Genomic DNA, 25,416 nt, shown 5'->3' with positions numbered 1-25,416 from the left:
CTTTAAGAATAAAAGTCTTTATTTAACTTTTATTCTTAAAGTTTTTAATAGGTCTTATTTAATTAATTCATATCCATCGTATTCTTTTGTTCCATCCCATGCATTATATACTTCATGGCCTTCTTTTGATAATTTGTCTGCAACTGTCCAAGATTTATTTCCACTATAACAATATGTTAAAAATGGTTTTTCTTTAGGCAAATCTTTAATATCTTCATCAATTGTATCTACAGATGCATGAATTGCATCTTTCATGTGTCCATCGTTATAATCTTTTTCATCTCTTACATCTATAATTGTATAATTTCCAGATGCAGCTTTTTCTTTAAATTCTTCAGGCAAAATTGTAGCAACCTTTGTCATTGTTGTGTATTCAAAATCTTTTACGCCTTGAGCATTCCAAACATTTTTAAATCCTGCTTCAACAAGTTTTTTTGCCATCTCTGAACTTTTTTTGCCTGTATTACAAATTGTTACTACGTTTTTATCTTTGTAATCATTTATTTCAGAAATTCTTTTGTCAGCATCATCAAGAGGAATATTTATAGCATGTTTTACATGACCTTCCTTATATTCTTCCTCACTTCTTACATCAATTACAAGATAATCCTCTTTTTTCTTATTATCTTCCTCAATTTTATCTAGCTGTTCGCCTTTCATTTCTTGATATTTGCTAATTTCTGTGCTAGCCTCATTTGATTTTACTTCTGTAGAAGTACTATCAACTGCATTATTTTGAGAACAACCACTTAATAAAGCTAAACTAGTAAATATACTTACTAACAATAAATTTGATTTTTTCATAAAACTCTCCTTATTAAAATATATTTTTTAAATATAAATATAATATTTAAACATAGTTATCATTGTACGATATACAAATATATTGTCAATTTATCCCCTATTTTGTTTACTTACAAAAATCTTAGAATATAATCTATAATATGATTAAATTAGATTACATACCAAAAACAAATTTATATATGAAACACGTAGAGAAATCTTATTCTTTTGGGATTGATTCAATACTACTTGCAAATTTTTCAAAAATGAAAAAAAATAAAATCTTAATTGATATTGGCTCTGGCAGTGGAATTTTATCTCTTGCTTGTTCTTCTTATTATAATTTAAGTAAAGTTTTTTCTATCGAAATTCAAAAAGAAAAAGCTAATCTTTTGAAAGAAAATATAAAATTAAATGGAATTAATAATATTGAAGTTGTTAATGAGGACTTAAATAAGGTAAATTTTCCTAATAATTTTTGTGATTATATTATTACAAATCCTCCTTATTATAAAAAGGGAGCTAATATAAAAAATGAAAAGGAAGAATTTTTATTATCTAGGCAAGAAATTAAAATGAATCTTTCTGATATTTTTAGATTTTCTAATAAGTGCTTAAAAGATAAGGGAAAATTATTTATGATTCACAAACCCGAAAGGCTTGTTGATATTATAAAAGAAAGTGGAAATTTAAAATTGAAAAGAATAAAATTTGTTCAATCAAAAACATTTGAAAAACCTGTTTTTATTTTAATGGAGTTTGTAAAAAATGCAAATGATGGATTAAAATTTGAAAATCCCCTTATAATATATGATGAAAATAATAATTATACAAAGGAGGTCAAAGAAATAAATGGATTATAGTATATATTTTGTACCAACTCCCATAGGAAATTTAGACGATATAACATTGAGGGCTATTAATGTTTTAAAAAATGTAGACATTATTGCTTGCGAAGATACTAGAGAAAGTAAAAAACTTTTAAATTATTTTGAAATAAATAAAAAACTAACTTCATATCATAAATTTAATGAAAAGCAAAAATCACAGGAAATTATTAAAAACGCCCAAGAAGGTACAAGTTACGCAATTATAACTGACCAAGGAATGCCAGGAATTTCTGATCCAGGTCATATTCTAATTAAAGAATGCATTAAAAATAATATTTCTTACACAGTTTTGCCAGGTCCATCATCAATTCTTACAGGCTTAATTGCAAGTGGCTTTGATAATGATAGGTTTGCTTTTTATGGCTTTATTCCCAAAAAAAATTCTGATAAGAAAAAATTATATGAAGAGCTAAAAAATGAAAATAAAACCTCAATTTTATTTGATACTCCCCACAACTTAGAAAATACAATCAATGATTTTAAAATAGAATTTCCTAATAGAAAATTGGCGATTACCCGCGAATTAAGCAAAAAATTCGAACAATATCAAATTTTTGATATAAAAGATATAAACACAGATGAGCTTACTTTAAAAGGAGAATTTGTTCTTATTTTGGAAAAAAATAATGAAAATGAATCTTTAGATATTTCATCATACAAAGAACAAATTTTACAAATGAAAAAAAATGGCGAATCAACTAAGGATATTGTAAAATCCTTGAGAAAATCCACCACTTTTTCAAAAAATGATATTTATGAATTTGTAATCAGCTTAGATTAATTTTCTAATTTATTTACTGGATATTCGTTTAAATATTTAACTATTTCATCCAAACTTTGTCCTGCTGATGCTTCAACAGCAATTTGAACACTCGTTTCAACAATTGGTGTTCCAGCAAGATAAACTTTGGATTTTTTTTCATCATCCAACATATCAATTGCCATTTGACAATTCATCATAGAAGAACCCAAATCAAAAAATATAACCAAACCATCATTTGTAGCATATTCATTTATGATTTGATTGATTTCATCAAAATTTGAGCCAATATTTCCATCCTTATCTCCGCCGCTTACCAAAATATTTACATTTGGAGCCATTTGAATGAGAATTTCTCTTAAACCTTCAGCCAATTTTTTGCTGTGGCTTGCTATCAATATATTAATCATTCAAATCTCCCACTATACTTTTTATACATAAATATGAAGAATATGCACCTGGATCAATATGTCCAATTGACCTATCCCCAAGATAGGCAGCTCTTCCTTTTCTAGCCTTAATTTCTTTTGTTTTTTCCATTTTTTCTTCTGCAATTTTAAGAATTTCTTCAAAACTCAAATCATTTTTTAAAGCCTCTGCTACAGGATATAAAACATCAACCATAGTTTTATCTCCAACTTGAGCCTTGCCTCTCATTATTACTCCATCAACTCCGTCAGAAAAAGCTTTTGAAAATGAATTTTTATCCAATTCAATATCTCCATCAAAAGCTTGAGCAAATTTCATAAAAAATGTTCCATACAATGGTCCACTAGCTCCACCAACATTAGAAATCAAAGTCATAGCAATTTTATTAAAAAGTGTTTTTAAATCTTTGTAATCATCATTCATGGCATCTTTCACTTTGTTAAAACCTTTTGCCATATTAAAACCATGATCTCCATCGCCAATTGCCCTATCAAGATCTGTCAAATATTCTTCATTTTCAATAATTATATTTGATAAAGCTATTACCTTTGACTTAACTTTTTCTATATCCATATTAACCCCTAACTATATCTACATTTTCTTCAAGCAATTTTAAAATTTCATCATCAACTTTAAAAAGTGTTAATGAAAAACCTGCCATATCCATGCTTGTCATAAAATTACCCAAGAAAGTTTTTTTGATATTTATATTTTTTTCTTTCAAATAATCACTTGCAAAATTATTTACAATAAACAATTCCATTTCAGTAGTTTGACCCATGCCATTAACCATTAAAACAAAATCCCCATCTAGGTTTTCAAAATCCTCAAGAATATGATCTAAAAGTTCCTTAGAAATTTCGTCAGCTGTTTTAATTTTTTCTTGTTTTACACCAGGCTCTCCATGAATTCCTACGCCAATTTCCATATCTTCTTCAGATAAATCAAAACTTTCTTTTCCAGAAATAGGATTTATACAAGCCTTAGTAGCCATGCCCATAGATTTAATATTTTTTACAATTTTTTCAGCCATAGCTTTCATTTCGTTTAAGTTTTTTCCACTTCTTGCCATAGCTCCCAAAACTTTATGAACAAAAATTGTTCCAGCAATTCCCCTTCTGCCAGTAGTGTATGTGGAATCTTCAACTGCTACATCATCATTTACGATAATATAATCAACATTTATTCCTTCCATCTCAGCCATATCTTTTGCCATTTCAAAATTCATGACATCTCCAGTGTAATTTTTAATTACCATAAATACACCTTCGCCAGAATCCGCAAGTTTTATAGCTTCCAAAACTTGATCTGGAGTTGGAGAAGTAAAAATTTCTCCGCAAATTGCACAATCAAGCATTCCATCTCCAACATATCCAGCATGAGCAGGCTCATGTCCACTTCCACCACCAGAAATCAAACCAACTTTTCCTTTAATTGGAAGATCTTTTCTATAAACAATTTTCAACTCTTCATTAATTTTTACCTTGTCCTCATTAGCTTTTTGAAGACCATTTAGCATTTGACTTATGATTTTATCCTTGTCATTAATTATTTTTTTCATACAAACCACCTTTCTTAATAAAAATATACCCAAATAAAAAATTTTTATGGTTATAATTTCCCAATACTGGCAAGTCCTTATTGAAATTTAATTTGCTTTAAATTAAAAAATCCATTAAAAATTACAATCTAATATTTAAATCCTAAAAAGCAAGTCAATTTAAATTTTTCGCTTTATTTAGGAGTCTAATATTAAAATTATGACATTGATTGAAATTTAAATTTTAAATTTAGTGTGGAAATTCATCTATACTATTAAAAAAATTTTCCTATTTAATTTATTTCAAAATTAATTATCCTGCTTGTAAAATTATAATATTTGATTTTCAAATTGCTATTTTAAAATTTACAAAATTAATTATTCGGATAATTTTTTTTATTGTACGTTTTGCTTGTTATTTGTTCCCCTATATTTTTTATATTTGAGAATTTTCTTTGTTAAAATTTTTTTACCTTGAAAAATATTTAATTTTCAATATTTTTTTATTTTATTTAAAAAATTCTTAAAAAAATGCTTGACAATATTTTTACAAGTATGTATTATTATCTTAGATATTGATATAGATTATCAGTATCGTAAATTTAGAAAATTTTTAAGGAGACATTTATGAAAAAAATTGCTATTGTTTATTGGTCAGGTACTGGTAATACAGAAGCTATGGCTAATGAAATTGCAGAAGAACTTAAAAAAAATGATGTAGAAATTGAATTATTAGATCCAAATTCTTTTACAAAAGACTCAATTGATTCTTTTGATGGATTTGCATTTGGTTGTCCTGCTATGGGCAGTGAAGAATTGGAAGAAACTGAATTTGAACCTATGTTTGAAAGTATTGAAAAAGATCTTTCTAACAAACCTGTTTTAATTTTTGGATCTTACCAATGGGCTGATGGCGAATGGATGGAAATTTGGCAAGATAGATGCAAGGAAGATGGAATAAATCTTGTAAGAGATGGTCTAATTGCTTATGATAGTCCAGATGATGAAGCTTTAAGCGAATGTAGAAAGGCGGCATTAGATTTATCTAAAGCCATAGGTTAATCGTATGAACGAAGAATTGTTAATTGATTACGCATCACAAACTTTAGCGAATCAAAAACTTGCTAATTTATTTACTTTTAAAAATTCTGAAAATATTGATATAGAAAAAATGGTTTTTGAGTGGAATGAAATACTTAATGAAAAAAATATGTACGTGGAAATACTTAATAACAATAAATCTTCCGCCCAAATTTATGCATACAGACCTCACAAGCTAAAATACGTATTAAATGAAACAAAAACAAAAACTCTCCTAAGTAAATTGGGTTATAATACCAATGACTTAAATCAATGCATAAACCATTTAAAATTCAGATTTAAAAAAGAAAATTTCCCACATGAAATTGGTATTTTTTTAGGCTATCCTTTTGAAGATGTTATGGGATTTATTGAGAATAAAGGAAATAAATTTCTAATAAATGGATATTGGAAAGTCTATGCCAATGAAGATAAAAAAATAAAAATCTTTAATAACTACAATAAAATTAAAAAATCTTATAAAATCTTATTTAACCGTTACAAAAACATAAGCCAACTTTGTGTAAATTAACAATTCTTTAAAATTATATTAACCTACTAAAAAGGGATGGTTGTAAAAAAAATAATCTTTTAATTTTAGAAAACTCTTTTAGGAAATTTTCCTAGCTAACCTAGAAAAATTTCCTTTGAGTTTTTCTAAATAATTTAAGATTTGTAATCTATTTACAACAATCCCTTTATTTTTAATAAGTCACTGATTTTTTCAATTTTATAATCTGATAGGTCTCCCTCACTTTCTTTACCATAGCCGTATTTTGCAAAAATGGATATATTATTATTTAGAAAACCAGCTTTTATATCGGATAGCCTATCTCCCACCATTATAAAATTATTAATTTTATTTATGCTTATTATTTCTGCTTTTGATTTGTAATTGTAATCTTCTCCTACTAAATATTTACTAAAATATAAATCAAGATCATAGATTTTTCTTGCATTTTCTATATATTTTTTTGTACAAGAAGATAAAATTATAAGTTCGTGTTTTTCTTTTAGGAAATTTAATACTTTTTCTGTTTCTTCATATAAGCTACCAAAATCTTTCATATTTTCTATCATCAAATCCCCTGTTGTTTTTATTAATTTTTCTTTATCATAGGAATCGTCAAGAAAATCATCCCAAATTTTTCTTGGTGGATAGCCAAGATATGATTTTGGATCAAGATTTGGTTTTTTTATTTTATATTTTTTTAAAGTATCATAAAATGCTTTTTCATAAATTTCGTCACTTTTATGGATAGTTCCATCAAAGTCAAAAATTATTTTCATATAAGATCCATTAGATTTGCCATTTCTATTGCAGAAATTGCTGCATCACTTCCTTTATTTCCAGCTTTTGTTCCTGCTCTTTGAACAGCTTGCTCAATTGTATCTGTTGTAACGACTCCAAAAATAATTGGCTTTCCGCTTTCAAGTGATACATTCGCAATTCCTTTTGAAACTTCTGAGCAAACATAATCATAATGAGAAGTATCTCCTCTTATAACTGCTCCCAAACAAATTACAGCATCATAATCCTTACGTGCTAGCTTTTTGGCTGCAAGAGGAATTTCAAAAGCACCTGGAACTCTTACAAGTTCTATTTCTTCATCTTTTACTTCATGTCTTTTTAATGTATCAAGACAACCTTCTACAAGCCTATCTGTTATAAAATGATTAAATCTTGCAACAACAATTGCATATTTTTTGCCATTTGAAACTAAATTTGCACTATATTCTTTCATTTAATTCTCCTTAAATTCTCTTAAATCGTGACCCATTCTGTCAGCTTTTGTTTTTAAATAAATCCTATCTATATGATTTGAATGAATTTCTATTGGAACTCTTTTGTTTACTTTTATATCGTATTTTTCCACTTGTTCGATTTTATCAGGATTATTTGTCATTAAATCAATTGATTTCACTCCCAATTCTTTCAACATACGACAAGCTATTTTATAATTTCTCAAGTCTGGTGCAAAACCAAGTTTTATATTTGCATCTACCGTATCGTAACCTTCTTCTTGAAGATGATAAGCTTTAATTTTATTAAATAAGCCAATTCCTCTTCCTTCTTGTCTTAAATATAAAATAATTCCTTCTCCTTTTTCATCAATCATCTCCATTGCCTTGTGAAGTTGATTTCCACAATCGCACCTGTTTGATGAAAACACATCCCCAGTCAAACATTCAGAGTGAATTCTAGTTAAAATATTTTCTCCATCAATCTTTCCTTTGATTAATGCCAAGTGTTCTTTTTTTTCAACTTTGTCATAAAAACTTATGGCTTTAAATTTCCCATGATCAGTCGGAAGATTTATGATATTTGTTTTTTCCAAAAAATTTTCTTCATTTTTTGAAAAATCCAACTTGTTTTCTTTTATATATTTTTTTATCTCAGCAACACTTGTCATTTTCATTCCAAGTTTTTCTGCAAGCTCAACTACTGCTTTTCCTCTTAGCATGTGACCATCATCAGCCATAATTTCACAGCATAAACCAATTTCTTTTAATTTTGCAATTTTCATCAAATCAATTGTAGCTTCTGTGTGGCCTTCTCTTACCAAAACTCCCCTATCTTTTGCAATAAGCGGAAAAACATGGCCAGGTCTTCTAAAATCACTTGCTTTTGTATTATTATCAGCAAGTGCCCTTATAGTTTGTGCTCTTTCAAATGCTGAAATTCCTGTTTCTGTATCAACATGGTCAATTGAAACTGTAAAGGCTGTTTCGTGATTGTCAGTATTATTTTTAACCATCATTTCTAGGTCAAATTGTCTAGCAATATTTTTACCAATTGGTGTGCAAATCAAACCTCTTGCATATTTTGCCATAATATTAATCATCTCGCCTGTAACTTTTTCTCCAGCACAGATCATATCGGCTTCATTTTCCCTATTTTCATCATCAGTTACTATAATTATTTCGTTATTTTGTAATGCTTTTATTATCTCTTCCATATTTTTTAAAAACCATTTTCCAATAAAAAGTTTTTATCCAACCTTTCTTCTTTTTTATTTGCCATAGATTTTTGGATAAATCTATTTATAATATCAGTTTCAATATTTATTTCATCGCCAATTTTTTTGTATTTAAAATTTGTTCTTTCTATTGTTTCCGGAATAAGTGATACCTCAAAACTTGTAATTTTATCATCAGAAACAGTAAGAGAAATTCCATCAAGAGCAACTGATCCTTTTTTCACAATCAAAGAGCAAATTTCTGGACTTGCTGAAATTGTATAAACATTTTTATTTATATTTATATTTATAATTTTCCCAACCCCATCGACATGACCTTGAACAATATGACCATCAAGCCTATCAGAAAGTCTCAAAGCCCTTTCAAGATTTACATTTTTATTTACAATTGACCTATCAAACTTAGTCATTTTTAAACTTTCATTCATAAGATCCGCCTTGTAAGTTTTGTCAGTAATTTCTGTTACTGTAAGGCAAACCCCATCAGTCATAATAGAATCTCCAAGTTTTGTATCTTCCAAAACAATACTTGCTTGAACTTCAATTTGAACATGGTCATTTATCTTTTTAAAAGATAAAATTTTTCCCATTTCCTCAGATATTCCAGTGAACATTTTTAGCCTCAATCATAATATCATTATCAAATCTTTTAACATCTTCAATCTCAAACTCATAAGCATCCTTAATTTTATCTACTCCCCTTCCATAAAAAGAAGATTTAGAATCAAAACCACTAATTATTTTAGGCGAAATAAATTCATAAATTTTATCAACTAAGCCTTCTTCTAAAAATCCATAATTAAGACTTGAGCCACCCTCAACCAAAATTGAACCGATTTTCATTTGGTAAAGTTTATTTGCCAAATCATTTAAGTCTACATGATTATTTTTCATTTTACATTTAATTATATTTAAATTAGGATTATTAGAGTACTTGCAAGTTGCTATATAAGTTTTTTTATCACTTTTTAAATTAAAAATCTTGTAGGACATATAATCTTTTTCAATTTCAAGATTAGTATCCACAATAATTCTTACAGGATCAACACCGTTTTCAATCCTTGAATTTAAAGATGGATTGTCCTTAATCAAAGTATTTTTTCCAACAATTATTGCATCATAATCACTTCTTAATTCATGAACATAAGCTCTTGATGATTCATTAGAAATCCACTTAGAATCATTAATATTAGAAGAAATTTTTCCATCCAAAGTTTGAGCAAATTTTAATGCAATAAGAGGTCTGTTATATTTTATGTTGAAGAAAAATTTTTCATTTAATTTTTTTCCTTCATCTTCAAGCAAACCCGTAACAACTTCAATATTGTTATCTTTTAAAACTTTAAGACCATCAACCTTTGGATTAGTATCAATATTTGAAATTATAACTTTTTTAATATTTCTTTTAATAATTTCCAAAGTACAAGGACCTTGTTTGCCCCAATGAGAGCAAGGTTCCAAATTCACATACAAAATCGCTCCATCACAATCACTTTTCAAATTATTAAAACAATCAACTTCCGCATGAGTTTTCCCATACTCATGATGATAACCCGTAGAAATAATTTCATTATTCTTTACAAGCACAGCACCAACAAGAGGATTAGTTAAAGTTTTTCCCCTTGCTTTTTTTGCAAGCTCAAAACATTTTCTCATATAATCTTTATCATTCATCTTGCCTCCTCCACAATTCTAGGCAAAAGAAAAAGTCCCATTTCAGGGACTATAATTATTTCAAAAAGAAAAATCAAAATATCTTCTCTCATCCAGACTATACTGTCGGTATAGGAATTTCACCTATTCAGCAAAAAGCTCGCGGACTTTACCGCCGGTGGGGAATCACACCCCGCCCTGAAGAATTGTGTTATTTTATTTACACTTTTATTATAATACAAATTTTATTTTTGTCAAACGTTTGCTGATTAATAACATAACAAAATCAAGAAATCATTTTTTTAAAACTTTTAGCTTTCTTATTGTAAGATAAAGCCTTTATATGTTTTCCATTACTCTTATAGACATTTGCAAGATTTTCATAAAAATTAATAATATCAATTGCATCTTTCTCATATTTGAAACGCTTCAATAACATAAATTTCACTTCAATAGCATTATTTAAATATTTATCAAATAAATCAATATCTTCATATAAACATGATAAATTCAAATAGCAAGTAGCTAACGTACTCCCATATACATAATTTTCTTCTAGATGATCTATTTTATTTAAGACATCAATAGCCATAAATAAATACTTTTCAGCATTTTTTCCCTTACCGTTAGATAAATAAAGATTTCCAAGACCTATGTATGAAATAGCAAGTCTGTTCTTATACTCATTATCTTCACATTCATCTACTATGTCTTCCTTAATATTAATTGCTTGTAAAAAATATTTTTCAGCTGAAGAAATATTTGAATTTTTTTTACTAATCATTGCTAAATTTATGAATATTGATGATAATTCATCCTTATCGTCGATTTTATTATATCTTTCTATTAATTTATTATATATAGATAATGATAGATTATTGTACTTAATAGCATTTTCTATATTTTCTTTATTATAATATAACTCGGCTAAATCATAATACATTGACGCTAATTCTCTTTCAATGTCAGGATTTTTGATAATACCTATTAATTTTTCTTTTAATCTAACTGCATCTAATAAAAAAGGCTCTGCTTTATCATAATTTTCATTTCGTAGATAAAAAGAACCAAGTTTTGCCCTATAGTTAGTAGAATCATTTATATAATAAATCTTATTTTCATCATTGTCATCAGTATTTTCTATAAGTTCAGAATTTTTAATAACAGACAATAAGTAATTTCTTTCTGCTGTTAAAAAATCTCCTTCTTCTTCTAATTTTTCAGCTAATAAAATATACTTGTAATTAGGATTATTTGTATTAGTCATATTTTCCTCTTTTTATTTAACCTATGTGGTCAATCTATTTTTTAAGCTTCATATCAGCAAAACCAATGTAATATGGATACTCTGAATCTGATCCATCTCCTATTTCAAATTTTAGATTTTTTACACCAGACACATCAACAGAAATATCTGTTGGCAATTCAGCGGAATTTACAAAACAAGATGCTAACTTCTTATTATCTCCGTATATATCTATTGTAAAATCATATTGATCTGACCCATCTATATTCCCAATTTTACCTTCTAGCTTTTTATACTCACCTTTTAAATTAAAAGAACAATACTCATCGCCAGAATTATTATATAATGAGAAGAAGTTCTTATAATGAACACCTCCCATATTGGCTAAATTATCACTATCCGAATAATAATATTGAGCAAATGGTTCTATATCTGTTCCTAAATACAAATCTTTCTTGGAATTTTCAGTATCAATAATATTTTTTCCAGATTTATTATCTTCTGATTTTTCTTTACTATTTTTATTTGTTTTATCTTTGTCTTTTTCTTCATCACTATTTGATTGATTATTTTGAGCAGATTTTTCTTCATGAGCAGTTTGATTTTTATTATTATCTCCTTGACTCATATTAAAATTTTGAGAAACACATGCATTTAAAAATAATAAAGAAAACAATATAATACATATTTTATTTTTTTTCATCTCTTCTCCAATTTCATTTTATAATTTACTTAACTTAAAAATATCAACAAAATTTTAAAATTTTGTTGATATTTTTAATATTCAGTTCATTCTACCATCCATTAGAACTTTGGTCTCCAGCATAACAACATGATCTATTACCACATTTTGAAGACTTTTCTGCACCATTGCCAACTGGCTGTTCTGATTCCATTTTAATCAACTCTACAGCAGGAGCTTCGTACTCAATTTTTTCTTTCATTTTTTTCACCTCCTATATTTTTTTCTGCTGAATATATATCTTTTGAAAATTCTTTGAATTTTCTTTCAGCCAAATCACACCTTAATTTTCCTGGTACATTTATATCCCCAGTTTCAAGTAAATTTTGAGCAGCACAAGGACTACAAATTTGTAAATATTTACATCTTCTACATTTATACGTATCTATAGCCTTTATTTTTCTTATTTTTTGAATATCAGCCCAAGCGTTTTTAAATGACCATTCTCCTAAGTAATAATCATTAATTCTATATCTGCTACAAGGATTCAAATATCCTCTGTCATCTATTAAAAAATCCGTTTCACAAATATCACACATAAATAATGGAACATCTTCTTTTCCTAAATAAGGATTTTTTAAGCTCGTTACATGATTTAAAACTTGTGGAAATTCTTTTTCTATCTTTATAAGATCTACTATTTGTTCATTTGAAATTCTATAATCGAATACCTTCTTATCCCCATCTATTGTAGGGAATAATTCTGAACTATAATTAACATCAACACATAAGTTCTCACATAATTCTATAAATTATTGAAATTGATGCAAGTTTTCCTTTAATATTATGAATTTAAGCTCAAGATATATTCCCATTTTTTTTATTCTTTCACAATTTCTAATAACATTATTATAATTTGTTTTAGTCTGAGTAACTTTATTATATATTTCTTCAGTCATACCATAAATTGAGACGCTAAATATTTCGGGAGGATATTTTTTAAAAATCTCAAAAGCTTTTTCTGGAACAATTGTAGCATTTGATAACAAAGACAAGATGAAACCTTTTCTTTTAGCATACATATAAATTTCCAAAAAATCTTTTCTTGTAAATATTTCACCACCAGTAAAATACAAAAATAGAACATTAGCATCTTCAAGCTGATCTATTATTCTTTTAATATCATTTGTACTCATATATGAATCTCTATCTAAATTTTGTTGATAACAATGTAAACAATTCATATTACAATGAGAAGTTAGCTCTATTCCTCCAGCAAGAGGTATACCTTTTTTACCTACCTCTATACACCATTTTTCCCAATCAAAGGCAGATTTATGTATATCCAAGTTTTTTTCTACATTTTTTAAGTTTGTATTTTTAACAATTACGTTATTATCAGATATAATATATCCAAGATTTATAAATAATTCTAAAAATTTATTAATATCGTCATTTATCATCTCTCTAGATATAGAATTTGGAATACTAAACTCTGAGTATACAAATTCTATTAAATCATCAATTTCAGCACAATCAACTTTTTGAATATAAGAAAATATACAATAAGACACATAATTAATAGATACTATATTTTCATGTAATCTATAATTTTGATTCCACAAATCAATAACAAAATACTTATCATATATATTTCTTAAAACTATATCTTCTCTTGCTTTATAACCCATTTTTAAACCTTCTTTAGAAAATATAAATTCAAATTTTTCGAATCAATCTTATTTACAATACTAACTAAATCTAAATATAAACTCGAATTTTTACTTTCTGATAATATTTTTTCAAAATTTTCCTCTTGTTTTTTACTAAGACCTTTGACATATAATAGTAAATTATCCCAGTTTTTACTTTCAATGTATATTTTAAAATAAACTTCTCCATCATGACAAAAATCAACGCCAAGTAATCTCAAATAAAAATAGTTATTAACTAAACCTTCTTTTAAATCATCTAAAATACAATTTAAATTTTGAATGTTAAAACTATAAAGTTTATCTAAAAAATACTGATTATCATATACATAGTTATCATCCATTAATGAAGATTTCCTAAGTTTAAAGTAGAAAGTTGTCTTTAAAAGTTTATCATCAGTATAAGTGAATGAAGAACCAAAAACACAAGCTTTATTATAATCAGAATTTTCATTTATTCTTATAGTAGATAATAAATATATTAAATCCTTATTTTGTTGTTTAAGATTTGCTATAGTAGAGATTAATTCAATATAACTTGTAACTTGTTTATCTTTTAAACAAATTGGCATTGAAATAATTTTTTCAAAATTATTATTCTTAACATACTCAATTTTATTAAAAATTATACTATGATCTAAAAGAGCTAAATATTTAAAAAAATATGTAGAAAATCGGTTAGTAGTAAGCGAGTCTTTCAAATCTATTAACTGATAAATTTTTTTATCCTCTAATCCATTTATATCTATATTTATTCCTCTGTGAGGATTGTATGTAAATTCGCTTTTTTCTAAATCTCTCAACATTTTATTTACCTTTATTAGATTATAATATTTCTATTAAAATTATATATATATATATATATATATATTGTCAAGCATTATTTAATTACGGAAGTTTGATGTATAGATCTTAATATAATAAATTATTTATAGACACTTTAAAATAATCCACTTAATATAATTTAATTCATATATTTTTAAAATATGTACTATAAATTTCTGCAAAAAATCTTAAATTTTTATATATTCACTACAGATAAAAACTATATAAGAATTTAAACATTAGTTTATATGTAGTTTTTATATCAGTTAATCGTTTTCTGATATTAATATAATAATTATTATATTAATATCTAATTAATTTTTTATTAATAATATAAAATGTAATTGCATAACACAAACATCTCTGATATCATTATATATAATGAGTTAAAATGTGGAGGATATATGCACCTTAATTTAAAAGATAAAGAAAGAACAGAAAAATATTGGAAATTTTTTTATAATCACCCATCTTCAAGTTTTTACCAAGATAAAATTTGGGCATTAATAAAAAACGGATGGAATAGTGACTATTTTTATATAGAAAAAAATAATGAAATAATTGCTGTCGCACAAGTTTTATCTATATACAATTCAGAAGCAAAAAAAAATTTATTCTATTGTCCTCGTGGACCAGTATCAGATCTTTATGATATAGAAACAAATATAGAATTAATTAATGAAATCAAGAATTTTGCAAAGAAAAATAATGGATTTCTTGTGAAATTTGATCCCAATTATGAATATGATGAAAAACTTGTAAATGAATATAAAAAATACGGCATAGAATTTTGCCACAAAATGTATTCTTATGTTCAATTCCCTTTTTCAATGATGTTAGATATTAATGGAAGAAAATTCGAAGATGTCATCCAATCTTTTTCTAAAAACGGAAGAAAACAAGTAAGGAAATCTTATAAACAAGACTTGGAGCTATATGTTGGAAATAGAGATGATATTAAAATTTTTCATGAAATAACTGCTGATATGTGCAAAAGAAAAGGTATTACTTATAGACCTATAGATTATTATTATCGTCTTTATGACAACTTTAAAGATAACGCAAGAATGACTTTTGTTAAATACAAAAACGAATTTTTGTCTTGTTCTTTTTTGATAAGATTCAAAGATTATGCGATAGCTCTATATGGTGCAGATAATCTTAATATTGATTTAGGTCAATCTTATTTTTTAGATGCTGAAGAAATAAGATATTGTTGTGAAAATAATATAAGATATTATGATTTAGGTGGTGTTAAATCATTAGATATAAATAATGGTCTATATAGGTTTAAGAGAAAATTTACAAATAATAATATAATAAAATGGATTGGTAATATAGAATGTATCATTGATGAAGATTCTTACCAAAAATTTATAGAAAATAAAGATGATAGAGACTATAGCCCTGAGCTTAAAGGAAATATTGCTGATTAATTTTGTAAGTAAATGTAAATCTTTTTCTATAGATATTTAAATAATTTCTTTATTCAATTTCTACTTATAATTTGATTTTTAATCAAATTATAAGTAGAAATTGATAAATAGTTTTTTTCTCGTTTATAATTAAAATATAAATTTCCTTTCATAATTTTCTTATTTATCATTCTCAGATGATAAAGCTAAGTTTTAAATATCAGATATTCTAGTTTTAAATAGTTTATGATTTATTATTAGAAAATAGTAATAAAATCCCATTAATTTGTATTATTTTTTAATATAATGTTTTTGAAATCTCATCCCAAATCTCATTAAAACTTTTACCATCAAAAAGTTTATATCTAAACGCTTTATCTATGCTATTAAATATTTTTTCTTTTTTGAGAAATCCAATTGCTATATCCCCTGATATACTAACAATAGAATCTTTTTTATGATAAATAAATTCATATCCATCTTTAAATTTTTTCCAATCAAATGGTGTAAATTTAGACTTTCCACTGAATATATCATGTAGATCTTCTATAAGATACTCTGTAAAATATTCATCATCAGAAATAACAAAATTCGTAGATTCCGGTTTCAAAGTCGCCAACATAGCAAGGTTATAAGACATACTCATCCTATCAATTTTGCTTGCCTCTACTTGTATTTGTCTTTTTTGGTTTTCTTTCGTAATTATAACTTCTGACCATAAATCAGCATGTTCTCCAAAAATATTAAAATAATCAAAGCCTGCTGTTATAAGTCTATTGATAGCCTCTTTTAATATATATTTTTCTTTTATATGATGTCCAATAATAAAACAGTGTTCTCCTGAGCAAATTTCAAAATTCATATCATTGATATCACTTATACATATATTATTGCAAATCCATTTATTTTTATAGTGCATACTTTATTAGCCTAACTTTCATGAAGATAAATTTTGATTTTTATCTTAAGCCATTTACCTCGTATTTCTTTATCAATAACTTTAGCAAAAAGAATTTTTCCAGCATCCATAAGTCTAGAGAAAATAATATTATCTTGACGAGGGACATAGCCGATTTTATCTTTTTTCAATGTTTCTACTCTAATAGCTTGAGGATCATGTTCATTTTCTGGCTCACGATAAAAAACTAATTTGTCTCCGTCTTTTATATAAGATGAAATATTTTCAATTCCTTCAATGTGTGTTGTCCCAGCAACATAAGTATCAAAAAGATAAATATCACGCTCAAAAGGTTTTGGTAAATCAATTCCTACTTCCTTATTCAAAAGATACTCAATTATTCCTCTCTGATCTTTTTTTTCTAAATTATTCATATCTCATCCCTAATTAAATTATTTATATATTCTTCTTGCGTTCGTACTGCATCATCAAAACTTTTTAAATCTTTTTCTAACTGACTTAACCTCTCTGACTTTTTCTTCTCATCTTCTACGTAAATACTCCAAGTATAAGGAGGCATAGATTTAGTTAACTCAATGTCATTTTTAATTAGATTTACTAAATCAGTTAGTCTTATTACCTCTTCTTCCAAAGATTTACCAGCCAAACCTATATCATCTTTCACATCTTCACTGCAAACTATATCAAAAATAATTTGTAAAGATTTTAGATCCCCATTTTTATAAAATTCAGTAGCATTATAAAATAACTCTTTCTCAGAATTTGTTATCGATAGATTTATGTCTGGGTGTAATTTCTTTACAATATATTTATATAATTTTTTTAGGCGTTTTTCATCATCATCAGATAATATTTCAAATTTTGAACGTCTTAATGCAGTATTAATTTCTTTAATTTTTTCATTTAATTTCTTCTTATATTCTGTAAATTCTAAGTCTAACTTTCTATCGATAACTTCCATATTTATTTTTTCTTGACGATTCTTTTTCGCATGAATCATATCTTTTTTTCTTTTCAAACGAAGATATTTACAATAAGCTTTATAGATTTTGTACTCAAGACTTCCAAAAATAAGCATATATTCAGTTTTTATATTTTCACAAATTATATATTTAAGATTGTCCCTTTCAAAAACAAGCTTTTCCAAAGTTTTTTTAAGCTTTCGGATTTTATCCTTTGATTCTTTATCATTTGGAAACTCAATAATTTGCCCCATATATATGCCTCCTAATACAATTAGATTTTTAAATAATAACTTTATACGAAGCTATTATAATAACATTAAGATGATATTAATAATTAGCATAATCAGTTACAATAATATATAAATCACAGTAGCCAATGCTACTGTCTAGACGTAGCTCAATACTTGCTGATTAATTACGTTCCGATACAGGACTAACAACTAATTTTGTGTAAGTAGCTCTTAACAACAGGAATAAAGACGTAATACGCTGCTGACCATCAATTATTTATTGCTCACCATCTTTATTTTCATATGCAACGATAGATATTACCAAGAAATACGAACCTTCACGTTCAGCTCCTCCACTAGCAGCCGTGAATCCCAATATATCTTCAAACAGCGTTTCTGCATGTTCATCAGTCCAAGCATAAGGTCGTTGATATTCTGGCGTAACAAAGGGTTTTACTCTTCCACTACCAAGTAATGCCTCCATACTTTGTTTGTTAACTTCTATTGTTGTTGAAATAAATAGTCTTTCTCACTTCGTCACCATATCAAGGAGTGTCTTGTAGCTATCAACAACATCGTAAATAACCTCACCATTGCTGATTGCCTTAAAGTGTTCTCTTGCACAGTGAATCTTTGATTCTTCGATTAAACGAAGCTGCATTGAATCCATGGAACCTTTTGTCTCTGCAACAAAATAAATGTGCTTAACGGTTCCCTCATAAAATGCAATTGCCCAGTCAGGATTATAATGTCCAACTGGAGTTGAAATATAAAATCCGTCTGGCAATTTAACATATACTGCTACATTGGTGTTTGTATCCAGTTCAGTAGCAAACACCTGCTCGTTTGATGAATCATAAACGATATGGTCATACAAATGCTTTTTTGCTTTCATTGCATTTACACCTAAGCGACCTTTGATTGTAGGATCAGTAAATACGTCAGTTCCATATTTATCATCCATAACATCGTAAGTAATATGTTCAATTATAGCAGTTGCTTTTTCATCATTAATAAGTGCTGCTGCCTTAATGATGAATTCTTCTGGATTGTTCTTAAACTGATTAAAGGTTTCTGGCTGAATACCCTGAAGAATCTGGATTACAGCTTTTCTTGTAAGTCCAGTCTCATCTACAAGCTTTCCAATCAAGTCATATTTAACATTAGAATTTGCAGCAACAACATTACCGTAGCTTGCAGATTTTTCCTTAACAAAAGATTCACCACTCACAAGGTCTTCTTTTGATTTAATCTGTTCCATAGCTCCGATTTCAACCTTGAAATAAATCTTTGAAACGCGAAGTTTTCTATCTAATGAATCAATAGATTTTCTGACCAATTCATCTGTATCAAAATCAACAACATATACCGACTTAGAATTAATCTTTGCCCACAAAGCCTTGAACTCAGGCATAGCTAGTTTACTTTCATCAACCTCAAGTTCAATATTATTACTACGAGCATTTTCAGGCTTTATAGCTCTGCTGTCATAAATGGAATCAATAATTTCAATAACAGATCCTGCAGAATCAGCTACTTCTTCAGCAACCTTCAATTCACCATTAGCCTTATCCTCATAATATTTATCAGTAAGAACACCCTTCCTATCAATGTAGCCATTAACAATAAGATCAAAATGGATTGCTCTACCTATATCACCATCAATAACCCGTTCATTACCCTTGTCGTCCTTGATTACCTTACCAATGAACAATTCTGTAGTAACTGCCTTTGGTCTGTCATAAATTGCTTCTGCGATTTCATTCTGAAGACCTTTAGCAAAGCTATCATAGCTTTCACTGGCAATTACAGTAAGCACATTTACGCTATGTACATCATTGCCGAGCACATTTGTATCCATACGTTCACCATCTTGATTAACACAAAGACGGAGACCACGTCCTACTTCCTGACGTTTGCGAACATCACTGCTGCTTTGCTTCAAAGTACAAATCTGAAATACATTAGGATTATCCCATCCTTCTCTAAGTGCAGAATGTGAGAATATAAAACGCACCGGAGACTTCTTCGGATTTCTATCAAGAAGAAGCTCTTTATTTTTCATAATAAGGTCGTAAGCATCAACGTCATTCGACATTTTTTCCTTAGAGTTTTCTCGCTTTTCATTTGCCTTACTATCAATCATCTTTCCTTTTTTATCGATAGAGAAATATCCAGCATGTGTCTTATCTTCAGAGATAGCAGAAAGATACTTCATGTAGTCGTCTTCTCCCATGCCAATTTGAAGATTACTGATAACATCCTTGTATTCTTCTTCGAACATCTCTGCATAAATACCATTTATCGGCTGACCAGTTGAATCATACTGCTTATACTTAGCAACCTCATCAATAAAGAACAGTGAAAGCACTTTAATGCCTTTATAGAACAATTCTCTTTCCCTTTGAATATGAGAAAGGATTGTTTCTCTAATTTGAATGCGGCGAAGCTGGTCTTCTGATACCTTACCAATTACGTCACCTGCATAAAGTTTAATACCATTAATAAATTCTACAGAATCATCACGCCCATCAATTCTTGAAACAACAAATCCATGCTTGTACTCTTCCATCTGACCAGAATTATCATAAAGGTTATAACCCTCCGAAACAATACGAGTTATCTTTCTAATGCTAGTTGCACCTTTAAAATCAAACTGTATTGTCGCTGTAGGTGCAGCCTTTGAAAGATTTATGCTTTCCAACTTCTTCTACCTTTCCTTTGTTTAAAACAACAATTTTATCAGCTCCCATTACGTTTCTTAATTTATGGGCTACAACCACAACTGTTTTATTTTTAATTAAATTTGATATTGCTTCTTGTATAATAAGTTCATTTTCAGGATCAAGCGAAGATGTCGCTTCATCAAGTAGTATTATTGGGGCATTTTTTAATATTGCTCTCGCTATTGATATTCTTTGTTTCTCACCTCCAGACAGAGTCGCTCCTCCTTGTCCAATCATAGTGTCAAATCCATCGTCTTTTTTGACTATAAAGTCATAAGCTCCTGCCATTTTTGCAGCATTCATGATTTCATCTTTACTTGCATCTTCATTCCCAAATTTTATGTTGTTATAAATTGTGTCTTTAAAAAGATACACATCTTGAAAAACAACAGAAAATTTATCCATTAATTTATCAGGGTCGGCTGTTAGCAAATCTACTCCACCAATTTTAATTGTTCCTTCATTAGGATCATAAAATCTGGAAATTAATTTAATTAGTGTAGATTTTCCAGAGCCAGAGTAACCAACAAAAGCAGTTAATTCATTTTCATTAATGTCTAATGAAACATTATCGATAACCTTAGATTCCTTGTAAGAAAATGAAACATCGCTAATTTCAATTTTGTTGCTTTCGTTTACATCGAAATTTCCTGACATAGGTTTAGCCTTAAGTAAGTTAATAATTCTCTCTCCTGAAACTGAAGCCATTTGTAGACCTGTATAATTTACAAGTGCAAGCTCCAAGGGATCAAAAATCCTTGTGCCTACAAATAAGAACATTAAAAATGTATCAATTTCCAAAGATCCATTTATAAATAAATAGGAACCAACTAAACTCATCAAAGGAAGTCCTATTCTTAAAATCATACTTGCTATAGTAGTTAATGAACCAACCCCTTTCTCACTCTTAATATTTGCATTTCTTGAGTTATCTATATCTTCTTCAAGCTTTGTTAATGTATCATCTAAGCTGTTATAAGCTTTTAGAGTCTTAATGGCATCCAAATATTCATTTATATCTTCTTCCTCTTTTATCCTCATTTTCTTTGTTTTTAAATAAATTTGTTTCTGAAAGTTTTGCATGAGCGTGAGAAGTAGAACAGAAATAGGTAGTCCTATAAGAGTTGCTATTCCCATTTTTACATTAATTATCAAAAATAATATCGAGCAAAGAATCGCTACACATATACCACTGAAAAATTGAGGTAATTGATGCGTTACTGCCGTTTCAACTTTGAAAAAATCATTCATTAATGTATCTAAGATCTCCGCTGAACTTTTCCCTGAAATATAACCTATCGGCAGTTTTCTTATGTGGTCTGCAAGCTCTATTCTTCCATCTGCACTTGTCTTGTATCCAAGTTCATAGGTATATTTTGTGGCTAAATTTTCCAATAAGAATGTTATTAAGAAAAATACTGCCATTATCCCAAAATACTTCCATAAAAGGCTCGTATCTATACTATCTGCACCTCTATTTAAAAATAGTGTTTCTACAATTTTCGCCAAAGCAATAAATGGTATAAGGTTGGAAATAGATGCCAAAACATTTAAAATAATTGATTTTCTTATATTATTCATCTTTCCTAATGTAATATTTCTTATCATTCATTCTCACTCCCTTCTATATCCATTTGCCAAATATTTGTCTTCTTATAAATATCAAAGAGTCTCTTATATATTCCATCTGCAAGGATTAAATCTTCATGCTTACCTCTTTCTGCAATTTTTCCATCAGATATTACTAAAATTTGATTTGCGTTCTCTATGGTATTTAACCTATGAGCAATCATGATAACTGTCTTATCCTTAACCAATTCAGACAAAGCTTCCTGCATAAGATATTCATTTTCAGAATCAGCAAAACTTGTCGCTTCGTCTAATACTAATATTGGTGCGTCCTTTAAAATCGCTCTTGCTACAGCAATACGTTGTTTCTCGCCTCCAGATAAATAAGTCCCTTTACCCAAAACAGTGTCATAACCATTAGAGAGTTTTTCAATAAAATCATGACATCTTGCTTTTTTACATGCTTTTATGACATCCTCTTTTGTAGAACCTGTCTTTGCCATAGCAACATTATTGAAGACTGTATCTGTGATAAGATCACTGTCTTGAAAAACGAATGCTATCCTCTCCATTAAGGCGTTCATCGGAATATTTTTTATATTAACTCCACCAATTTTAATAGAGCCTTCTGAAGGATCGTAAAATCTGGGTATTAGCGTTCCAATGGTAGATTTGCCTGCTCCCGAATAGCCAACTAATGCTGTAACTTCTCCTTGTTTAGCACAGAAGCTTATATTCTTTAAAACCTCTTCATCTCCATAAGAAAAGCTTACATTCTCGAATTCAAGATCATGACCTTTTATCTCTTCCTCGATATTTTCAATTGCCAATTCTTTTTGATCTATAATTTCGTAGATTCTCAAAACAACTTCATTTAGTAAATTCATTCCTTCTGTAAAATCTCTAAGTTTTAATGCAGGTACGCTAATGGCAGGTGCAAGAATCAAATAGAAAATAAAAACTGTAGCAAAATCCAAGTTATTATTTCGTGACATTAAAAGTATTCCTACAGGAACTATGAATGTAGCCACAGATAAAATAAACATTCTAAATGAAACAAATCCAGGTCTTATCATTGATGTCATCGAACTTGTAAAGTCTCTATATTCTCCTACTGACTTTGAAAAAGTTTTAAATGATTTTGCTCCTGTTCCAAATATTTTCACTTCCGGCATACCTTTAACATATTCAGTAGTTGCTGAATTAATTTGATCCAAAATCGCAAAGTTCTTATCAAGTCCACCCGACTTTATAATCTTTGCCATGATTGCAATCTGAATTCCTAAACCAACAAATATAATTAACAAAGTCGTAAGACCTAATATTAAATTTATCTTTAACATAACAATTATCATTGCTAAAATTAGTGTTAAAGTTGAAATTAAATTTGGTAATTGATGAGAAAAGTATCCCTCAATTTGATTCATATCCGATCCTAATACTTGCCTTATTTTTGACTTGTTGTCCCCAGTAAAAAATCCTAAAGGAAGGTTCCCAATATGAAATAATATCTTCTTTTTTAAGTTAGCTATTAAAACATATGAAAACTTATGGCATAAAATACTGCCAATATAAGTTAAGCAATATGCCAATACCACTGCTACAAGTCCATAAATACAAAACTGAATTGTACTTTGTTCTAATTTCCCAAATAAAAATAGGGATTTTATAACTTTGTATATCACCAAAATTGGACAAATGCTTAATAGCATTCCAAGACTAACAAATAATATTCCTCCTACAAGTTGTCCTTTTTTTATTTCACTGTAGGAAATAATATCTTTGATAGATTTCTTCTTTTTCATCTAAAACATACCTCCTTACCGAACGAGTTCGTTCATTTACCTTAAAACTAATACAAGGAAAACACCCTTGATGTTTCCCTTGTAAAATACTTATATTTTGTTTTTCTCTACTGAGGTCTTTGAAATAGTTCGCTTATTATTCCAAAGGCTTCACTTGAATTTGTTTTGTTTTCTCCCTTAATAATATAGTCATTATATATTGTTCCAACAGCTCCGTATAAAATAAAAGCTGCGAAACTTCTCACATTTTCTCTATTTATTCCAATATTATTTTTTATTTTTTTATTTTCAATTCCTTCAATTATAAACTCTGAATAGACATCTATAAATTTTCCAATGTAATGAATCAATTCCAATAGCCTGTAAGAGTTATCTGTAATTGAATTCTCTTTTGAAAAATTATATCTTATCGTAAACTGACCTATATCTTTTACTATAAGATCTCTTAGAATTTTTATTCTTTCTTCGTAATCTATTTCCTTGTTTTGAAGGATACCTAACTTATTTTTTAATTTTTCTTCAAAATATGTTTCCATACACGCCAAGAAAATATCTTCTTTTGATTTAAAATAATAATAAAACATTCCCGGCGCTCCATTAACTTCTGCGAGAATATCTCTAACAGAAACTTTTTCATACCCATACTTTTCAAAAAGTCTGGATGCTATATTTATAAGCTCCTGTTTTCTTTCTTCTGGATCTTTTACATTTCTCTTTGCCAAAACCTCACCACCTATTGACCGACACTCGTTCTTTTAATAAAGATTATCATTTTCTTACACTTTTGTCAATAGTGCCCTGAATTTATATTCTGAATGTGGTATAATTTTATTTATTATAAATATACACGCTTAATGCTTATAGTCTTAATTACACAATAACAGGGTCTGTAAATAATTTTGTGTATCAACCTAAATCCTGTTTAAAGGGTAATGGTTGATACATTTTTTATGCTTCAATCATCATTGGTGTAGCTACAACTTTTTCTACATCAACATTTTTATCTTCTAGATTATCTTCAAAATTCCCATATTGATTTAGGAACGAAAAAAAGAGCAAGTGGTTTTTCTTGTCCACCTGCTCTAAATATTTTTCATGTTCAGAGACTTTAAATATTTCTTTCTATCAATTATTTAATTTCCATGATTCCGCCTTAGCCTTTGCATTTATAAGATCAGAATAAAGTCCATTATTTTTAATCAGTTC

At 28.0% G+C, this 25,416-nt stretch carries 28 protein-coding genes, 1 pseudogene and 1 riboswitch; of the genes and pseudogenes, 5 read left to right on the top strand and 24 right to left on the bottom strand.

What is annotated here, in order from left to right; genetic code table 11:
• Positions 1-54 precede the first annotated feature (54 nt).
• A complete protein-coding gene (locus tag HMPREF2782_RS01280; RefSeq protein WP_070640324.1) occupies positions 55-804 on the bottom strand; it encodes a rhodanese-like domain-containing protein in 750 nt (249 codons plus the stop codon).
• 140 nt (positions 805-944) lie between these two features.
• On the opposite strand from HMPREF2782_RS01280, the gene HMPREF2782_RS01275 reads away from it, so the two are divergent.
• Both HMPREF2782_RS01275 and rsmI read left to right on the top strand, forming a co-directional pair.
• Positions 945-1,646, top strand: coding sequence for a tRNA1(Val) (adenine(37)-N6)-methyltransferase (locus HMPREF2782_RS01275; protein ID WP_070640321.1), 702 nt, complete (start codon positions 945-947; stop codon positions 1,644-1,646).
• Positions 1,636-2,454, top strand: coding sequence for a 16S rRNA (cytidine(1402)-2'-O)-methyltransferase (gene rsmI, locus HMPREF2782_RS01270; protein WP_070605305.1), 819 nt, complete (start codon positions 1,636-1,638; stop codon positions 2,452-2,454). The genes HMPREF2782_RS01275 and rsmI overlap by 11 nt, the downstream gene beginning before the upstream one ends.
• Here the strand turns inward: rsmI and dhaM are convergent.
• Genes dhaM through dhaK form a run of 3 tightly spaced genes read right to left on the bottom strand, consistent with a single transcriptional unit; the run spans position 2,451 to position 4,423 of the window.
• Entirely contained in the window at positions 2,451-2,843 is a 393-nt protein-coding gene (gene dhaM / locus HMPREF2782_RS01265; RefSeq protein ID WP_070605303.1) for a dihydroxyacetone kinase phosphoryl donor subunit DhaM, read from the bottom strand. The two genes, rsmI and dhaM, sit on opposite strands and share 4 nt — an antisense overlap.
• Complete coding sequence (gene dhaL, locus HMPREF2782_RS01260) at positions 2,836-3,435, bottom strand: dihydroxyacetone kinase subunit DhaL (RefSeq protein WP_070605300.1); 600 nt, start codon at positions 3,433-3,435, stop codon at positions 2,836-2,838. The genes dhaM and dhaL overlap by 8 nt, the downstream gene beginning before the upstream one ends.
• Before the next feature lies 1 nt (position 3,436).
• Complete coding sequence (gene dhaK, locus HMPREF2782_RS01255) at positions 3,437-4,423, bottom strand: dihydroxyacetone kinase subunit DhaK (protein ID WP_070605297.1); 987 nt, start codon at positions 4,421-4,423, stop codon at positions 3,437-3,439.
• A 606-nt stretch (positions 4,424-5,029) separates the two neighbouring features.
• Between dhaK and HMPREF2782_RS01250 the strand changes: the two genes are divergently transcribed.
• A complete protein-coding gene (locus HMPREF2782_RS01250; RefSeq protein ID WP_039920469.1) occupies positions 5,030-5,464 on the top strand; it encodes a flavodoxin in 435 nt (144 codons plus the stop codon).
• Between the two features lie 4 nt (positions 5,465-5,468).
• Positions 5,469-6,014: a DUF3793 family protein gene (locus HMPREF2782_RS01245; protein WP_004838694.1), complete on the top strand. Its 546-nt coding sequence runs from the start codon at positions 5,469-5,471 to the stop codon at positions 6,012-6,014.
• 152 nt (positions 6,015-6,166) lie between these two features.
• On the opposite strand, the gene HMPREF2782_RS01240 is transcribed toward HMPREF2782_RS01245, so the two are convergent.
• The 11 genes from HMPREF2782_RS01240 to HMPREF2782_RS01195 all read right to left on the bottom strand — a co-directional run bounded on the left by HMPREF2782_RS01240 (position 6,167) and on the right by HMPREF2782_RS01195 (position 14,562).
• A complete protein-coding gene (locus HMPREF2782_RS01240; protein WP_070640318.1) occupies positions 6,167-6,772 on the bottom strand; it encodes an HAD family hydrolase in 606 nt (201 codons plus the stop codon).
• On the bottom strand, positions 6,769-7,227 hold the full coding sequence (gene ribE, locus HMPREF2782_RS01235; protein ID WP_070640315.1) for a 6,7-dimethyl-8-ribityllumazine synthase: 459 nt from the start codon (positions 7,225-7,227) through the stop codon (positions 6,769-6,771). The genes HMPREF2782_RS01240 and ribE overlap by 4 nt, the downstream gene beginning before the upstream one ends.
• Positions 7,228-8,442, bottom strand: a complete 1,215-nt coding sequence (locus tag HMPREF2782_RS01230) for a bifunctional 3,4-dihydroxy-2-butanone-4-phosphate synthase/GTP cyclohydrolase II (RefSeq protein ID WP_070640311.1) — start codon at positions 8,440-8,442, stop codon at positions 7,228-7,230. It abuts the gene before it with no gap.
• A gap of 5 nt (positions 8,443-8,447) precedes the next feature.
• Complete coding sequence (locus HMPREF2782_RS01225; RefSeq protein ID WP_070640308.1) at positions 8,448-9,077, bottom strand: riboflavin synthase; 630 nt, start codon at positions 9,075-9,077, stop codon at positions 8,448-8,450.
• Complete coding sequence (gene ribD / locus HMPREF2782_RS01220) at positions 9,058-10,137, bottom strand: bifunctional diaminohydroxyphosphoribosylaminopyrimidine deaminase/5-amino-6-(5-phosphoribosylamino)uracil reductase RibD (protein ID WP_070640305.1); 1,080 nt, start codon at positions 10,135-10,137, stop codon at positions 9,058-9,060. The genes HMPREF2782_RS01225 and ribD overlap by 20 nt, the downstream gene beginning before the upstream one ends.
• 76 nt (positions 10,138-10,213) lie before the next feature.
• A riboswitch (FMN riboswitch) is annotated at positions 10,214-10,326 on the bottom strand.
• A gap of 76 nt (positions 10,327-10,402) precedes the next feature.
• Positions 10,403-11,383 (bottom strand): tetratricopeptide repeat protein, encoded by a 981-nt coding sequence (locus HMPREF2782_RS01215; protein ID WP_070640302.1) that lies wholly within the window; start codon positions 11,381-11,383, stop codon positions 10,403-10,405.
• A gap of 34 nt (positions 11,384-11,417) precedes the next feature.
• Positions 11,418-12,065, bottom strand: coding sequence for an NPCBM/NEW2 domain-containing protein (locus HMPREF2782_RS01210; RefSeq protein WP_070640299.1), 648 nt, complete (start codon positions 12,063-12,065; stop codon positions 11,418-11,420).
• A gap of 91 nt (positions 12,066-12,156) precedes the next feature.
• Positions 12,157-12,306: a hypothetical protein gene (locus HMPREF2782_RS09455; RefSeq protein ID WP_186821641.1), complete on the bottom strand. Its 150-nt coding sequence runs from the start codon at positions 12,304-12,306 to the stop codon at positions 12,157-12,159.
• Entirely contained in the window at positions 12,290-12,643 is a 354-nt protein-coding gene (locus HMPREF2782_RS01205) for an SPASM domain-containing protein (protein WP_070640297.1), read from the bottom strand. Before HMPREF2782_RS01205 ends, HMPREF2782_RS09455 begins: the two co-directional genes overlap by 17 nt.
• 213 nt (positions 12,644-12,856) lie before the next feature.
• Positions 12,857-13,735 carry a radical SAM protein gene (locus HMPREF2782_RS01200; protein ID WP_070640294.1) on the bottom strand — a complete coding sequence of 293 codons (879 nt, stop codon included), beginning with the start codon at positions 13,733-13,735 and terminating at the stop codon, positions 12,857-12,859.
• 2 nt (positions 13,736-13,737) lie between these two features.
• The gene (locus HMPREF2782_RS01195) at positions 13,738-14,562 is read right to left on the bottom strand and encodes a hypothetical protein (RefSeq protein WP_261668536.1); all 825 of its coding nucleotides are present in this window, start codon (positions 14,560-14,562) and stop codon (positions 13,738-13,740) included.
• 423 nt (positions 14,563-14,985) lie between these two features.
• Between HMPREF2782_RS01195 and HMPREF2782_RS01190 the strand changes: the two genes are divergently transcribed.
• Positions 14,986-16,017: a lipid II:glycine glycyltransferase FemX gene (locus HMPREF2782_RS01190; RefSeq protein ID WP_070640291.1), complete on the top strand. Its 1,032-nt coding sequence runs from the start codon at positions 14,986-14,988 to the stop codon at positions 16,015-16,017.
• Between the two features lie 277 nt (positions 16,018-16,294).
• On the opposite strand, the gene HMPREF2782_RS01185 is transcribed toward HMPREF2782_RS01190, so the two are convergent.
• From HMPREF2782_RS01185 to HMPREF2782_RS09620, 9 genes and pseudogenes are all read right to left on the bottom strand, one after another.
• A complete protein-coding gene (locus HMPREF2782_RS01185; protein ID WP_261668535.1) occupies positions 16,295-16,858 on the bottom strand; it encodes a hypothetical protein in 564 nt (187 codons plus the stop codon).
• A gap of 68 nt (positions 16,859-16,926) precedes the next feature.
• Positions 16,927-17,328 carry an HIRAN domain-containing protein gene (locus tag HMPREF2782_RS01180; RefSeq protein ID WP_070640287.1) on the bottom strand — a complete coding sequence of 134 codons (402 nt, stop codon included), beginning with the start codon at positions 17,326-17,328 and terminating at the stop codon, positions 16,927-16,929.
• On the bottom strand, positions 17,325-18,131 hold the full coding sequence (locus HMPREF2782_RS01175) for a molecular chaperone DnaJ (RefSeq protein WP_070640284.1): 807 nt from the start codon (positions 18,129-18,131) through the stop codon (positions 17,325-17,327). The genes HMPREF2782_RS01180 and HMPREF2782_RS01175 overlap by 4 nt, the downstream gene beginning before the upstream one ends.
• 256 nt (positions 18,132-18,387) lie before the next feature.
• On the bottom strand, positions 18,388-18,594 hold the full coding sequence (locus HMPREF2782_RS09625) for a GmrSD restriction endonuclease domain-containing protein (protein ID WP_070640281.1): 207 nt from the start codon (positions 18,592-18,594) through the stop codon (positions 18,388-18,390).
• 45 nt (positions 18,595-18,639) lie between these two features.
• Positions 18,640-20,814, bottom strand: coding sequence for a restriction endonuclease (locus tag HMPREF2782_RS01165; RefSeq protein ID WP_261668534.1), 2,175 nt, complete (start codon positions 20,812-20,814; stop codon positions 18,640-18,642).
• A complete protein-coding gene (locus HMPREF2782_RS01160; RefSeq protein ID WP_070640278.1) occupies positions 20,762-22,444 on the bottom strand; it encodes an ABC transporter ATP-binding protein in 1,683 nt (560 codons plus the stop codon). The genes HMPREF2782_RS01165 and HMPREF2782_RS01160 overlap by 53 nt, the downstream gene beginning before the upstream one ends.
• A complete protein-coding gene (locus tag HMPREF2782_RS01155) occupies positions 22,441-24,210 on the bottom strand; it encodes an ABC transporter ATP-binding protein (protein ID WP_070640275.1) in 1,770 nt (589 codons plus the stop codon). Before HMPREF2782_RS01155 ends, HMPREF2782_RS01160 begins: the two co-directional genes overlap by 4 nt.
• A gap of 107 nt (positions 24,211-24,317) precedes the next feature.
• The gene (locus HMPREF2782_RS01150) at positions 24,318-24,932 is read right to left on the bottom strand and encodes a TetR/AcrR family transcriptional regulator (protein WP_070640272.1); all 615 of its coding nucleotides are present in this window, start codon (positions 24,930-24,932) and stop codon (positions 24,318-24,320) included.
• Between the two features lie 229 nt (positions 24,933-25,161).
• Positions 25,162-25,326 (bottom strand): annotated as a pseudogene (locus HMPREF2782_RS09620) (sigma-70 family RNA polymerase sigma factor); the annotation flags it as partial.
• Positions 25,327-25,416: the final 90 nt, after the last annotated feature.

The sequence above is a fragment of the Anaerococcus sp. HMSC068A02 genome, assembly GCF_001811125.1.
Classification (GTDB): domain Bacteria; phylum Bacillota; class Clostridia; order Tissierellales; family Peptoniphilaceae; genus Anaerococcus; species Anaerococcus vaginalis_C.
This window is presented reverse-complemented; position numbering and strand designations above follow the sequence as displayed.

Coding starts and splice junctions, on each gene's coding strand:
- HMPREF2782_RS01280 (WP_070640324.1), bottom strand. CDS start 804: ATGAAAAAATCAAATTTATTGTTAGTAAGTATATTTACTAGTTTAGCT.
- HMPREF2782_RS01275 (WP_070640321.1), top strand. CDS start 945: ATGATTAAATTAGATTACATACCAAAAACAAATTTATATATGAAACAC.
- rsmI (WP_070605305.1), top strand. CDS start 1,636: ATGGATTATAGTATATATTTTGTACCAACTCCCATAGGAAATTTAGAC.
- dhaM (WP_070605303.1), bottom strand. CDS start 2,843: ATGATTAATATATTGATAGCAAGCCACAGCAAAAAATTGGCTGAAGGT.
- dhaL (WP_070605300.1), bottom strand. CDS start 3,435: ATGGATATAGAAAAAGTTAAGTCAAAGGTAATAGCTTTATCAAATATA.
- dhaK (WP_070605297.1), bottom strand. CDS start 4,423: ATGAAAAAAATAATTAATGACAAGGATAAAATCATAAGTCAAATGCTA.
- HMPREF2782_RS01250 (WP_039920469.1), top strand. CDS start 5,030: ATGAAAAAAATTGCTATTGTTTATTGGTCAGGTACTGGTAATACAGAA.
- HMPREF2782_RS01245 (WP_004838694.1), top strand. CDS start 5,469: ATGAACGAAGAATTGTTAATTGATTACGCATCACAAACTTTAGCGAAT.
- HMPREF2782_RS01240 (WP_070640318.1), bottom strand. CDS start 6,772: ATGAAAATAATTTTTGACTTTGATGGAACTATCCATAAAAGTGACGAA.
- ribE (WP_070640315.1), bottom strand. CDS start 7,227: ATGAAAGAATATAGTGCAAATTTAGTTTCAAATGGCAAAAAATATGCA.
- HMPREF2782_RS01230 (WP_070640311.1), bottom strand. CDS start 8,442: ATGGAAGAGATAATAAAAGCATTACAAAATAACGAAATAATTATAGTA.
- HMPREF2782_RS01225 (WP_070640308.1), bottom strand. CDS start 9,077: ATGTTCACTGGAATATCTGAGGAAATGGGAAAAATTTTATCTTTTAAA.
- ribD (WP_070640305.1), bottom strand. CDS start 10,137: ATGAATGATAAAGATTATATGAGAAAATGTTTTGAGCTTGCAAAAAAA.
- HMPREF2782_RS01215 (WP_070640302.1), bottom strand. CDS start 11,383: ATGACTAATACAAATAATCCTAATTACAAGTATATTTTATTAGCTGAA.
- HMPREF2782_RS01210 (WP_070640299.1), bottom strand. CDS start 12,065: ATGAAAAAAAATAAAATATGTATTATATTGTTTTCTTTATTATTTTTA.
- HMPREF2782_RS09455 (WP_186821641.1), bottom strand. CDS start 12,306: ATGAAAGAAAAAATTGAGTACGAAGCTCCTGCTGTAGAGTTGATTAAA.
- HMPREF2782_RS01205 (WP_070640297.1), bottom strand. CDS start 12,643: ATGTGTGATATTTGTGAAACGGATTTTTTAATAGATGACAGAGGATAT.
- HMPREF2782_RS01200 (WP_070640294.1), bottom strand. CDS start 13,735: ATGGGTTATAAAGCAAGAGAAGATATAGTTTTAAGAAATATATATGAT.
- HMPREF2782_RS01195 (WP_261668536.1), bottom strand. CDS start 14,562: ATGTTGAGAGATTTAGAAAAAAGCGAATTTACATACAATCCTCACAGA.
- HMPREF2782_RS01190 (WP_070640291.1), top strand. CDS start 14,986: ATGCACCTTAATTTAAAAGATAAAGAAAGAACAGAAAAATATTGGAAA.
- HMPREF2782_RS01185 (WP_261668535.1), bottom strand. CDS start 16,858: ATGAATTTTGAAATTTGCTCAGGAGAACACTGTTTTATTATTGGACAT.
- HMPREF2782_RS01180 (WP_070640287.1), bottom strand. CDS start 17,328: ATGAATAATTTAGAAAAAAAAGATCAGAGAGGAATAATTGAGTATCTT.
- HMPREF2782_RS01175 (WP_070640284.1), bottom strand. CDS start 18,131: ATGGGGCAAATTATTGAGTTTCCAAATGATAAAGAATCAAAGGATAAA.
- HMPREF2782_RS09625 (WP_070640281.1), bottom strand. CDS start 18,594: ATGGAGGCATTACTTGGTAGTGGAAGAGTAAAACCCTTTGTTACGCCA.
- HMPREF2782_RS01160 (WP_070640278.1), bottom strand. CDS start 22,444: ATGATAAGAAATATTACATTAGGAAAGATGAATAATATAAGAAAATCA.
- HMPREF2782_RS01155 (WP_070640275.1), bottom strand. CDS start 24,210: ATGAAAAAGAAGAAATCTATCAAAGATATTATTTCCTACAGTGAAATA.